The following is a 13,173-nucleotide window of genomic DNA, read 5'->3' on the forward strand; positions in this document are numbered from 1 at the left end:
TATGGTATCATTGTTACAAGGCGTAAATGCTGATTCTGTAAAAATCGGTTGACTTTTCTGAATTATCTGAATCAGATTTATAATTTGAGTCCTAAAAACGTGAACATAAATTATTTATATTGCAATAAAAAATAACGTATCAATGAAAAAATTTCTCAAAGTACTTCTGCTTGTAGTTGTTCTGGCTTTTTTATATTTCGGATTTACAACTTACCCTAAACTGGATTTGATTTCTGGATTTTCTGCCAAGAGTATTGCATCAGGACATTTTATAGATAATCGTTCGAAAGAATTAATTGAAAAAACCGACAATGATATCGACATGATTGATTTGGCAACGAATGCAATTGATGATGCAGGAAAATTTGCAACTTCAAATGTTTATGGTTTAAAAGAAAGAAAAGCGATTTACAGAGAAGGTTTAGGTGCTGTTTTGATTAATGATGATTTTGATGTTTCGAAACCGTATCTGCTGCCAAAGAGAACCAAATTGGTTAATAATCTTCCTTTTCCTTACGGTAATAAGGAGCCAAAAGATACCGCATTTTCGAATATTGATTATTCCAAATTAAAAAAAGCGGTTGATAATGCTTTTGATAAACCTAGTGGCGGAACAAAAAGAACCCGCGCCGTTGTAGTTTTATATAAAGACAAATTAATTGCCGAGAAATACGATAAAGGTTTTAATAAAGACAGTAAAATTTTAGGCTGGTCGATGACAAAAAGTATCACAAGTTCGGCTTTTGGTGTTTTGGCAAAACAAGGAAAAATCGATATTTACAAACCGGCACCAGTTAAAGAATGGCAAAATGACGAACGCAAAAATATTACGCTTAACGATTTGCTTCACATGAATTCTGGTTTAGAATGGGAAGAGAATTACAGTACAATCTGCGATGCCACAAAAATGCTTTTTCAGGCTGAAGATATGGGGAAAGTGCAGTTGGATAAACCAGCTCAATTTAAACCCAATACACATTGGAATTATTCTTCTGGAACAACCAATTTATTATCCCTGATTTTAAGAAGACAATTTAAAACACAGCAAGAATATCTTGATTTTTGGTACAGTGCCGTAATCGACAAAATAGGAATGAACTCGATGATTGTGGAACAGGATATGTCAGGAACTTTTGTTGGTTCGTCTTACGGATGGGCAACGCCGCGCGACTGGTCTAAATTTGGATTGTTATATCTAAGAAAAGGAAACTGGAACGGCGAACAAATCCTTGACGAAAGCTGGGTAAAATATACTGCAACTCCAACGAATACTTCTGAGGGAAAATACGGTGCGCAATTTTGGCTAAACGCAGGAGGGAAGTTCCCTGATGTTCCTCGTGATATGTTTTACTGCAGTGGTTATCAAGGCCAGATGGTAGCGATTATTCCGTCTCTGGATATGGTAATTGTGAGAATGGGAGTGAGAGAAGGTGATAAAAGTTTTGACTTTAATGGGTTTTTGAAGGGGATAATTGAGAGTGTGAAGAAATAATAAATGGCAATTTTAAAAAGAATAGAAAATGATGAGCTTTATTTATATATGAATGGAGTTCTAATATACAAACGTTGGTTAAGTACTGGAAACTCTAAAATATTTGATATAATGGCTTATGACAAATACACGCTAATGAGTTATAAAGATTTGCATTATGAAAATTCAAATAAATTAGTTTCTGTTAAAGCTAAGATCAGGCTTAAACGAAATGATGAAGGCGGAAGGCGCACAGGAATTATGAGCGGTTATAGACCTAATCATGTTTTTGAGTATGAAAAGGATGGAAAAATAAATAAAACTTTTATGGGAGATATTATTTTTGAAAATCAAGTGACCATTGAGCCGGGAGAAGAAAAAATAGTTATAGTGAGATTTTTACTTAATCAGCCAATTGAAAAGTATCTTAACAAAGGACAAATCTGGTGGATTCATGAAGGTCCTAATTTAGTTGCGAGAGGAGAAATTTTAAGCATTGAAGATAATTAACCGCAAAGGCGCAAGCAAAAAGCGCAAAGTTCGCAAAGTTTTGTAATAAACCTTTGCGAACTTTGCGTAACCTTTGTGTCTTTGCGGTAAACCTGACTACAAATCAAATCCTAAATTCACGCCTAATTTCATGGCAATGATTTTAGTAATTCTTTGTTTTAATTCTGGTATTTTGATGCTTTCGATAACGGCATTTGAGAATGCGTACATCAATAAAGCTTTTGCTTCTTTTTTCGGGATACCACGAGACTGCATGTAGAACATTGCTGTTTCATCAAGCTGTCCAACGGTACAACCGTGAGAACATTTTACGTCATCTGCAAAAATCTCTAATTGTGGTTTTGCGTTGATAGTAGCTTTGTCACTCAATAAAATGTTGTTGCTTTTTTGGAAAGCATTTGTTTTTTGAGCTTCTTTTTCTACCAAAACTTTTCCGTTAAAAACTCCTGTTGAGCGATCAGAGAAAATTCCTTTATAATCTTGGAAACTTTCGCAGTTTGGAGTTGCGTGGTTTACCAAAGTATAATGGTCAACGTGTTGTTTGTCATTTAAGATAGAAATTCCGTTAAGCGTACTTGTCAATCTTTCTCCAAAATGGTAAAAGTTTAAGTTGTTACGAGTTAAATTTCCACCAAATGAAAATGTATGAACAGAAGCATGGCTTTCTTGTTGCTGAGAAACATAAGTGTTGTCAACTAAGTTAGCTTCGCTATTGTCGTTTTGAATTTTGTAATAATCCACAATTGCACGTTTTTGAGCAAAAATCTCTGTAACAGAGTTTGTTAAAACTGGATTTTCATTCAAACTTTGGTGACGCTCGATAATTTGTACATGTGAATTTTCACCCACAATAACCAAATTTCTTGGCTGAACCATTAACGCAGCTTCATTTCCTGTTGAGAAATACATAATTTCAATTGGTTTGTCAGCTACTTTTTTCTGTGGAATATTGATAAAAGCACCTTCAATTGCAAAAGCTGTATTCAATGAAGTTAAGCTGTCATCTTTACTTGCTATTTTATTGAAGTAAGTATCAATAACCATTTTGTATTTTGGTTTGGTCAATGCCGATGACATCAAACAAACATCGATTCCGTCGTGAGTTGTAGAAGATAAATGTGAACTAAAAACACCATCAATAAACACTAATTTATAAGTGTCAATTTCGTGTAAAAAGTATTTTTTTACCTGATTAAATTCGATTGCATTTTCCTGCTTAGGAAAAACCGTAAAGTCATTTTTTAAGATGGCATTTAGCGATGTATATTTCCAAGCTTCTTCTTTTTTGGTTGGGAAACCTTTATTTTCGAAGTTTTTTAAAGCATTTGTGCGTATGTCGTGTAAATCTGAATGTACATCGACACGCTCTTCAAAAGCCATAAAAGACGATACTAATTTTTCTTTTAAATCCATTGTTCTTTTTAGTCTTAAAGTCGAAAGCCGAAAGTCGAAAGACTTTAGATTGTCGACTATTTTTGTGAAAAAATCATAAACTAAGTTGAGTCTAAACAGACTGTATAACTTTTGACTTTATGACTTTTGACTCAAATATTTTATGAAACCACTTAGCAACTTCGATATTTCTGTTATCGATTCTAAAAGCATTTCAAATTCTTCTTTTATAATATATTCTAAATCAAAAGCTAAATATAATTGAGATCTGACTTCTCCTGCGGATGCTTTGGCTACATATAAAAAATAAACAAATTCTTTATCTGTATTTCTCTCAAAACCCTCTGCTATGTTTGATGATATAGAAAGGGATGCACGTCTTATTTGTCTAACAAAATCAAAGTCTTTTTTAAAATTAGAATTTTCAGTAATCAAATATATTTTCTTATTGAAGATTCGAGATTTTTGCCAAGAATTTATTTCTTCAAAAGATTTAAATTTACTCATTGCTCTACTTTCGACTTTTGACTTTCGACTTTCAGACTATATTAATTCTCCGCTTTAATCCAGTCGTATCCTTTTTCTTCCAGTTCGTAAGCCAATTCTTTTCCTCCAGATTTTACAATTCTTCCGTTGTAAAGAACGTGAACGAAATCTGGAACGATATAGTCTAACAAACGTTGGTAGTGAGTAATAACGATAATTGCGTTTTTGTCGCTTTTCAATTTGTTAACTCCGTTTGCAACGATTCTTAAAGCATCGATATCAAGACCAGAATCGGTTTCGTCAAGGATGGCTAATTTTGGCTCTAACATTGCCATTTGAAAAATTTCGTTTCTTTTTTTCTCTCCTCCAGAAAAACCTTCGTTTAAAGAACGAGATAAAAATTTACGGTCGATTTCTAATAATTCAGATTTCTCACGAATTACTTTCAACATTTCATTTGCAGGCATTTCTTCCTGACCGTTTGCTTTACGAGTTTCGTTGATAGCAGTTTTCATAAAGTTAGTTACACTAACTCCTGGAATTTCTACCGGATATTGGAAAGAAAGAAAAACTCCTTTGTGAGCTCTTTCTTCAGGAGCTAAATCAGCAAGATCTTCTCCGTCAAGAATTACCTCCCCGTCTGTAACTTCGTAGTTTTCGTTTCCTGCAATAACAGCAGAAAGTGTACTTTTTCCAGAACCGTTTGGTCCCATAATAGCGTGAACTTCTCCAGCTTTAACTTCTATATTAATTCCTTTAAGGATTTCTTTATCACCAATTGAGGCGTGAAGGTTTTTTATTGATAACATCTTTTTTATTTGAATATTAGATAATTTGGAAAATTTGAAATTCCAAGATTGCCATTTTTATTTTTTATTCGTAATGTCCTTTCAGGGAAAGGATATTTAGTATTTCAATTGTGTTCTCATCTATGATTTCATAGATTAATCGATGTTCTCTATCAATTCGTCTTGACTATACTCCCGTTAAACTATACTTTAAAGCTTCGGGTTTGCCAATTCCGTCAAAAGGATGGAGTTGTATATCTTCGATTAGCGAATTTATTTTTTTGAGAATATTTTTATTTCCAGATTTGACCCAAAAGTCTAAATCTTTTTTAGCTTTTGGAGTAAATATTATTTGCATAAAGCTTTTAATTCCTCCATTGTCATTTTAATTCCTCTGCCTTCTTTTATATCTTTTTGTCCCTGTAAAATTTCTTGCACAAATTCAGGATTATATGGTTTTTCATTTTCTTGAACAATTTCAAAACCAAGAGATTTTGCCAGTGATTGAAAGACTGGGAAATCTTTTTTCTTTACATTTTTTAAGATGATGTCCATATCGCTTTGTTTTATTATCCCACAGATCCTTCTAAAGAAATCTCTAATAATTTTTGAGCTTCTACAGCAAATTCCATAGGAAGCTTATTCAATACATCTTTACTGAAACCGTTTACAATTAAGGCAATCGCTTTTTCAGTTGGAATACCTCTTTGGTTGCAGTAAAAAACTTGATCTTCTCCAATTTTACTTGTAGTTGCTTCGTGCTCGATTTTTGCTGATGGATTTTTACTTTCGATATAAGGGAAAGTATGCGCACCGCAATTGTTACCCATTAACAATGAGTCACACTGCGAAAAGTTTCTTGCATTCTCTGCTCTTGGAGAGATTTGCACTAAACCACGGTAACTGTTTTGTGATTTTCCAGCAGAAATACCTTTAGAAATAATAGTCGATTTAGTATTTTTCCCTAAATGGATCATTTTAGTTCCAGTATCTGCTTGTTGGTAATTATTCGTAACGGCGATTGAATAAAATTCTCCTACTGAGTTATCTCCTTTAAGTACACAAGAAGGATATTTCCAAGTTACAGCAGAACCAGTTTCAACTTGTGTCCAAGAAATTTTAGCGTTTGTTTCGCATAAACCTCTTTTGGTTACGAAGTTGTAAACCCCGCCTTTTCCTTCTTTGTTTCCAGGGAACCAGTTTTGAACAGTAGAATATTTAATTTCAGCATCATCCAACGCAATTAATTCAACTACAGCAGCGTGTAATTGGTTTTCATCACGGCTTGGAGCTGTACATCCTTCAAGATATGAAACATAACTTCCTTCATCTGCAATAACAAGGGTTCTTTCGAATTGTCCTGTTCCTGCCTGATTGATTCTGAAGTAAGTAGAAAGTTCCATTGGACAACGAACGCCTTTTGGAATATAGCAGAAACTTCCATCAGAGAAAACCGCTGAGTTTAATGCTGCATAGAAGTTATCTTTTTGAGGTACAACAGTCCCTAAATATTTTTTTACTAATTCAGGATGTTCTTTAATAGCTTCAGAAATCGGACAGAAAATAATTCCTTTTTCAGCCAAAGTTTTCTTGAAAGTTGTTGCTACAGAAACAGAATCGACTACAATATCCATTGCGACATTGTTCATCATTTTTTGTTCATCAACAGAAATTCCTAACTTTTTGTACATCTCTAAAAGTTCTGGATCAACATCATCCAAAGTTTTATTAGGATCTACTTGTTTTGGAGCTGAATAATAAGAAATTGCCTGAAAGTCTGGTTTTTCGTAATTTACGTTTGCCCATTCTGGCTCGATCATTTCTTTCCAAGCACGGAAAGCCTCGATGCGCCATTCAGTCATCCATTCAGGTTCTTCTTTTTTAAGCGAAATAGCTCTAACAATCTCTTCGTTTAAGCCAATAGGGAAAGTCTCAGATTCTATATTGGTATAAAATCCGTACTCATATTCTTTTGTTTCCAGTTCGATTTTTAAATCGTCTTCGGTGTATTTGCTCATTATTTTTTTATTGTCTAAATAGTTTTAAAGTCTAAAGTTCGAAAGTCATTTTAAGTCCTTAAGACTTGCGACTTTCAGCTTTGACTAAAGAGAGAATGATTCTCCGCAGCCACAAGTTCTGCTTGCATTTGGATTATTGAAAACAAATCCTTTTCCGTTTAATCCGCCAGAAAATTCTAAAATTGTTCCAGCTAAATATAGAAATGATTTTTTTTCAACAGCAATTTGGATATCATTGTCTACGAATATTTTGTCGTCTTCTCCTTTGGTTTTGTCAAATTTTAAATCATAAGACAAGCCAGAGCATCCACCGCTTTTCACGCCTACTCTTACGTAGTCGCTTGCGGCGTCAAAACCATCGTCAGTCATCAAGTCGATGATTTTCTTTTTGGCAGTATCAGAAACTTTTATCATTGTTCTTAGATGTTTGTTTTTTAATAAGCATTTCTTGTCTGTAATTAATTTAGTACAGATTTAAAGCGCTAATTTTCAATGTTAAATAGAAATTATCTGCAAAGATACGACTTAAAAACCTTTTTCCATAACGGTTCACATTATTATAACAAATGAGAAAATAGATATTAGTTATTTTGATAAAATCAACCTGAAAAAAGAGGCTAATAATTCGAATAAATTAATTTTACGATTTTAAATTGAATTTATTGCCTATAAATGTTAAAAAACAAGTATTTATACTCAATTACAACCCATGCTTTATTGGTACTTTTGCAATAAATTGTGAGTAATTATGAAAAAACAACAGAAAAATAATTGGGTAAAAATCTTTTTTGCAGTATTTTTTGTTTTTGGAGTAGGTGCTGCAGTACTAGTTTTTAGCAATGAGTCTGATAAAAATGAAAATAAGGTTAAAAAAGAAAGTACTTCCAAAATTCCATTTGTTAATACAGAAAACACAGAACAAAAAAATATTTTAGATTCTCTAAATACACTCAAGGCTGCGTACGATATTGCAATTTTAGAAAAAACGGCGCTATCTCAAGAGTTGGAGCTAGAGCGTAAGAATGTTGAGAATTTAATGGAAATCATTAAGGCTTCTCAAAATCCATCTGCTGCTCAAATTAAAATATTTAGAAATCAACTTTCAGATTTGAATTTTTCTTTAGAAGGAAAAGTGTTAGAAATTAAGAAATTGAAATCTCAGAATAAAAATTTATTGACAGAAATTGAAAGTCAGAATGTTGTAATGTACAACCAAAAAGCAGAAAATGATACACTTATTTCTAAACAAAAGAAATTAGAGTCTACCTTAAAAGATGCATCAAAACTTTCTCTAAGCAATTTTAAAGTAATTGCTCTGCGCGAAAAAAGCTCGGGAGCAGAACTGGAAACTACAAAGGCAAAAAGCACAAAAAAACTTAAAGCTATTTTTGCTGTTAATGGAAATGCTGTTGCAAAAACAGGAAAAAGAATCTTTTACATTCAAGTACTCGACCAGAAGAATAATGTTTTGGGTGATAATAAATTGATTGAATTTGGAAATGATAAAGCTCTGGTATATAGTTTTATTGTGAGCACAGATTTTCAGGGTAAATCGGTAAATGTGTATGGAATTCTAAATGACCAGTTTAAAAAAGGAACCTATTTTGTCAATTTCTTCGACAAGCAGGAAATAATGGGAAGCGCTTCGATTACCTTAGAATAAGCGTTTTTTAAAAATAAATTGTAGTAAAAGGATTTTGTATTTGCTAGCTTTGTTCTTTTACAAAATCAAACTCATGAAACTTTACCCAATCGAATCTGGAAATTTTAAATTAGATGGCGGTGCTATGTTTGGTGTTGTTCCAAAGACAATATGGAACAAAACAAATGCTGCTGACTCTAATAATCTCATTGATATTGCCGCACGCTGTTTATTGATCGAAGACGGAAATCGTTTGATTTTAATTGATACAGGAATGGGCGATAAGCAATCGGAAAAGTTTTTTGGCTATTACTCACTTTGGGGTTCGCATTCTATAGATAAATCCTTAGCAAAATACGGTTTTAACCGAGATGATATTACAGATGTTTTTATGACACATCTTCATTTTGATCATTGCGGCGGAAGCGTTCAGTGGAATTCGGATAAAACTGGATATGAACCAGCTTTTAAAAATGCAAAATTCTGGACAAATGAAAATCATTGGGAGTGGGCTACAAAACCAAATCCAAGAGAAAAAGCGTCTTTTTTATCTGAAAATATTCTACCAATGCAGGAGAGCGGACAATTGAATTTCATCGAAAGACGAGAAACCGATTTTGGATTTTCAAAAGAAATGGGCTTTGAAATTTTCTACGTAGACGGTCACACCGAAAAACAAATGATTCCTTATATCAAATACCAAGATAAAACAATCGTTTTTTGTGCCGATTTATTAGCGACTGCCGGACACATTCCACTTCCTTATGTTATGGGCTACGATACAAGACCTTTGCTAACAATGCCTGAAAAATCAAAATTCTTGAATTTGGCAGCAGACCAAAATCATTATTTATTTTTAGAGCACGATGCTCATAATCAAATTATAACGGTCGAACATACCGAAAAAGGAGTTCGATTAAAAGAGGTTTTTACCTGCGAGGAGATTTTTTAAGCGGAGGTTTATTTACTAATAGATTACGTTTTATATTCATTCATTTTTTTAAATATGATTCTCTAAATCATTTAATATAGTTGTAAGCTTTTTTGATAAGTGGACAATTATTCACGTTATTCTTTTTTTAATATAGAGTTTTTAATATGTAGATGCTTTACAATGATTTGAATTTTAATTGTTTATGCTAATTTTCATGATGGTAAATTTTAATTAAAATTTCATAACACATTGTTAACAGTTAGTTTTTTGTAACAAAAAAGCATAATTTAGACCCATCTTTTAACTTTACTTATATAATAGATACATGAGTCATATAAAACCTCTTAAATTATCTGCTTTTGCATTACTTGTTTTAGCAGGATGCAGTGCAAGTTTGCAAGCGCAAAAATCAGTGCCAAAACAACCAATTGTTGCTCCTTTAGCAGTTGTTAAAAAAGCACCAGTTAGTGAAAACGAACTAAAAAGATGGAGTCATCTTGATTTAGTAAAAGATTCTATCCCAGGAATGAGTGTTGATAGAGCTTTAACTGAATTGCTTCAAGGTAAAAAAGGCAATAAAGTTATTGTTGGTATTGTAGACTCTGGTGTAGATATCGAACATGAAGATCTGCAGGGAATGATCTGGACTAATGCAAAAGAAATTCCTGGAAACGGAATCGATGATGATAAAAACGGATTTATTGATGATGTTCACGGATGGAATTTCCTTGGAAATGCTGTTAATGAAAATCTTGAAATGACACGTATTGTCAAAAAAGGAGACGATGGTTCTGCTCAATACAAAGAAGCTTTAGCCCAATACAACGAGAAATACGAAAAAGCTCTAAAAGATAAAGAACAAGTTGATTTTTTATTAGATATTCATAATACTATCAAAAAAGAACTAAATAAAACAGATTATAAAGTTGAGGATTTAGCATCTATTACGTCAACAGATTCAAAAGTTGCTAGAGCAAAAGCAATAATGACTCAAATTTTTACAAATGCTGGTCCAACTTTTAACCCAGAAGCTGATTTTGGAGAATATAAAGAGCAAGTTTACGATCAATTGAATTATAATTTAAATAAAGAATTTGACGGAAGAAAAGTCGTAGGCGATAATCCAGAAGATATTAAAGACAATCATTATGGAAATAATGTTGTTTTTGGTCCAGATAAAGAAAAAGCACTTCACGGAACTCACGTTGCTGGAATCATTGCACAAATCCGTGGAAACAATTTAGGAGGAGACGGAGTTGCTTCGCCAAACGTTGAGATTTTAACTGTGAGAGCTGTGCCAGACGGTGATGAGTATGATAAAGATATCGCTTTAGCAATTCGTTATGCAGTAGATAATGGTGCAAAAGTAATTAACGGAAGTTTCGGAAAAAGCTTTTCTCCACACAAACAATGGGTTTACGATGCTATTAAATATGCAGCTAAAAAAGACGTTTTAATTGTACATGCTGCAGGAAACGACGGATATAATATTGATGAGACAAAAAACATCAATTATCCAAATGATTCTGAAGACAACGTAAAAGAATTTGCTGATAATGTAATCACAATTGGAGCAATTAATAAAGAATACGGAGAAACGGTTGTTGCACCATTTTCTAACTTCGGAAAAATTAATGTTGACGTTTTTGCTCCAGGTGAAGAAATCTACGCAACAGTTCCAAACAATAAATACAAATATTTACAAGGAACTTCGATGGCATCTCCAAATGCAGCGGGTGTTGCGGCTTTAATTCGTTCTTACTACCCAAAATTAAAAGCTGCCCAAGTTAAGAAGATTTTGATGGACTCTGGAGTTGCACTTCCTTCTAAAGTTATTTTGGGAGAAAATCCAAATCCAAATGAAAAACCAGTAGCGGTTTCTTCTGCAGAATCATCAAAAACTGCAAAAATGGTAAATGCTTACAACGCTTTATTAATGGCAGAGAAGATGTCTAAAAAATAAAGAATAACACACTATTAATCTAATGGAAGAGTTCGCGCTCTTCCATTTTCTATTACATATAAACATGCGAAAAATTATTTTACTTTCTTTCCTGAGCTTTGGATTAAACACAGCTTTTGCTCAAAACACCTCATATTGGCAGCAACACGCCGATTACAAAATGGAGGTTTCAATGGATGTAAAAAACTATCAGTATAAAGGAAAACAAGAATTGGTTTACACCAATAATTCTCCTGATACTTTAAGAAAAGTATTCTATCATTTGTTTCCAAATGCTTTTCAGCCAGGAAGTGAAATGGATGCGCGTCTCCATTTTATCAAAGATCCAGACGGAAGAATGGTAAATAAAGTAAAAGGTGCAGACGGAAAAGATGTAAAACAAAGCCGAATTGAAACTTTAAAACCAAATGAAATTGGATTTTTAAAAATCACAAATTTTAAGCAGGATGGTACTGCAGCTCAAACAAGAGTTTCAGGAACTATTCTAGAAGTTACTTTGGCTAAACCAATTTTACCAAATTCAAAAACTACTTTCACATTAGATTTTGACGGACAAGTTCCAGTGCAAATTCGTCGTTCGGGAAGAAATAATTCGGAGGGAATTGAACTTTCGATGTCACAATGGTATCCAAAATTAGCAGAATTTGATTTCGAAGGCTGGCACGCAGATCCTTATATCGCGAGAGAATTTCACGGTGTTTGGGGAAATTTTGATGTAAAAATTACAATAGATAAGGAATACACAATTGGAGGTTCTGGATATTTACAAGACAAAAATTCGATTGGACACGGTTACGAAGATGCTGGTGTGACAGTTACTTATCCTAAAAAAGCAAAAACGTTAACGTGGCATTTTATAGCTCCAAATGTTCACGATTTTACATGGGCAGCAGACAAAGAATATGCACATGATATTGTAAAAGGACCAAACGATGTTGATTTGCATTTTTTCTATAAAAACACTCCAAAAGTGGCAGAAAACTGGAAACAATTAGAGCCATTAATGGTAAAAGTAATGGATTATTACAACCAAAGAGTTGGAGCTTATCCGTACAAACAATATTCATTTATTCAAGGTGGAGACGGTGGAATGGAGTATGCAATGTGTACCTTAATGCTAGGAAACGGAAAACTGGAAGGAATTCTTGGGACTGCAACACACGAATTAGGACACTCTTGGTTTCAGCATATTTTAGCTTCAAACGAATCCAAACATCCTTGGATGGATGAAGGTTTTACAACTTACATTGAAGACAGTGCTTTGAACGAATTAAAGGGAGATAAAAAAGAAGTAAATCCATTTAAAGGGAATTATGCTGCTTATTACAGTTTAGTAAATTCTGGAAAAGAACAGCCGCAAAGTACACACGGAGATCGCTATGACGAAAATCGTCCTTACAGTATTTCTTCTTACGTAAAAGGAAGTATTTTTCTTTCTCAATTAGAATATGTAATTGGAAAAGAAAATGTTGATGCTACTTTAAAAAGATATTTCAACGATTTTAAATTCAAACATCCAACTCCAAATGACATCAAAAGAACAGCAGAAAGAGTTTCTGGAGCTGAGCTAGATTGGTATTTAACAGATTGGACGCAAACATTAAATACGATTGATTACGGAATTAAAGACGTTGCTGATAATGCAGGAAAAACAACTGTAACTTTGGAGAGAATTGGAAGAATGCCAATGCCAATCGACTTAAAAGTAGATTATACTGACGGAACCTCTGAGAACTTCTACATTCCGTTAAGAATGATGAATTTTATTAAACCGAATCCAAATCCAAATCAAAAAAGAACTGTTTTAGAAGACTGGGCTTGGGCACAGCAAAACTATAGTTTTACAATCGATAAAAACAAAACTGCAATCAAAAAAATCACTATTGACCCAAGCGGATTAATGGCTGATGTAAAAGCTGCAAACAATGTTTTTGACGTGAAATAATCTTCATTTAAAGAATAAAAAAAG

The 13,173-nt window shown here is 33.3% G+C and carries 13 protein-coding genes; 6 read left to right on the top strand and 7 right to left on the bottom strand.

Annotated features, from left to right (window positions below):
- The first annotated feature begins 142 nt into the window (after positions 1-142).
- Complete coding sequence (locus tag EDB96_RS01725; RefSeq protein WP_134138931.1) at positions 143-1,492, top strand: serine hydrolase domain-containing protein; 1,350 nt, start codon at positions 143-145, stop codon at positions 1,490-1,492.
- A 3-nt stretch (positions 1,493-1,495) separates the two neighbouring features.
- Positions 1,496-1,981 carry a hypothetical protein gene (locus EDB96_RS01730; RefSeq protein ID WP_134138933.1) on the top strand — a complete coding sequence of 162 codons (486 nt, stop codon included), beginning with the start codon at positions 1,496-1,498 and terminating at the stop codon, positions 1,979-1,981.
- A gap of 96 nt (positions 1,982-2,077) precedes the next feature.
- On the opposite strand, the gene sufD is transcribed toward EDB96_RS01730, so the two are convergent.
- The 7 genes from sufD to EDB96_RS01765 form a co-directional block, all read right to left on the bottom strand.
- Complete coding sequence (gene sufD / locus EDB96_RS01735) at positions 2,078-3,394, bottom strand: Fe-S cluster assembly protein SufD (protein ID WP_134138935.1); 1,317 nt, start codon at positions 3,392-3,394, stop codon at positions 2,078-2,080.
- 117 nt (positions 3,395-3,511) lie between these two features.
- Positions 3,512-3,880 (bottom strand): four helix bundle protein, encoded by a 369-nt coding sequence (locus tag EDB96_RS01740; RefSeq protein WP_134138937.1) that lies wholly within the window; start codon positions 3,878-3,880, stop codon positions 3,512-3,514.
- A 41-nt stretch (positions 3,881-3,921) separates the two neighbouring features.
- Entirely contained in the window at positions 3,922-4,668 is a 747-nt protein-coding gene (gene sufC, locus EDB96_RS01745) for a Fe-S cluster assembly ATPase SufC (protein ID WP_029271512.1), read from the bottom strand.
- A gap of 166 nt (positions 4,669-4,834) precedes the next feature.
- On the bottom strand, positions 4,835-5,005 hold the full coding sequence (locus EDB96_RS21285) for a type II toxin-antitoxin system YoeB family toxin (RefSeq protein ID WP_208326177.1): 171 nt from the start codon (positions 5,003-5,005) through the stop codon (positions 4,835-4,837).
- On the bottom strand, positions 4,996-5,202 hold the full coding sequence (locus EDB96_RS01755; RefSeq protein WP_134138939.1) for a DUF2683 family protein: 207 nt from the start codon (positions 5,200-5,202) through the stop codon (positions 4,996-4,998). Before EDB96_RS01755 ends, EDB96_RS21285 begins: the two co-directional genes overlap by 10 nt.
- A gap of 14 nt (positions 5,203-5,216) precedes the next feature.
- Positions 5,217-6,665 (bottom strand): Fe-S cluster assembly protein SufB, encoded by a 1,449-nt coding sequence (gene sufB / locus EDB96_RS01760; RefSeq protein ID WP_071635885.1) that lies wholly within the window; start codon positions 6,663-6,665, stop codon positions 5,217-5,219.
- A gap of 84 nt (positions 6,666-6,749) precedes the next feature.
- Positions 6,750-7,079 (bottom strand): HesB/IscA family protein, encoded by a 330-nt coding sequence (locus EDB96_RS01765; RefSeq protein WP_012023267.1) that lies wholly within the window; start codon positions 7,077-7,079, stop codon positions 6,750-6,752.
- A gap of 334 nt (positions 7,080-7,413) precedes the next feature.
- Between EDB96_RS01765 and EDB96_RS01770 the strand changes: the two genes are divergently transcribed.
- From EDB96_RS01770 to EDB96_RS01785, 4 genes are all read left to right on the top strand, one after another.
- Positions 7,414-8,328 (top strand): hypothetical protein, encoded by a 915-nt coding sequence (locus EDB96_RS01770; protein ID WP_134138941.1) that lies wholly within the window; start codon positions 7,414-7,416, stop codon positions 8,326-8,328.
- Positions 8,329-8,401: 73 nt separating this feature from the next.
- Positions 8,402-9,259: an MBL fold metallo-hydrolase gene (locus EDB96_RS01775; protein WP_134138943.1), complete on the top strand. Its 858-nt coding sequence runs from the start codon at positions 8,402-8,404 to the stop codon at positions 9,257-9,259.
- 307 nt (positions 9,260-9,566) lie between these two features.
- Positions 9,567-11,204 (top strand): S8 family peptidase, encoded by a 1,638-nt coding sequence (locus EDB96_RS01780; protein WP_057115639.1) that lies wholly within the window; start codon positions 9,567-9,569, stop codon positions 11,202-11,204.
- Between the two features lie 64 nt (positions 11,205-11,268).
- Positions 11,269-13,149, top strand: a complete 1,881-nt coding sequence (locus tag EDB96_RS01785) for a M1 family metallopeptidase (RefSeq protein WP_134138945.1) — start codon at positions 11,269-11,271, stop codon at positions 13,147-13,149.
- Positions 13,150-13,173 lie beyond the last annotated feature (24 nt).

The organism is Flavobacterium sp. S87F.05.LMB.W.Kidney.N (genome assembly GCF_004366435.1).
Classification (GTDB): Bacteria; Bacteroidota; Bacteroidia; order Flavobacteriales; family Flavobacteriaceae; genus Flavobacterium.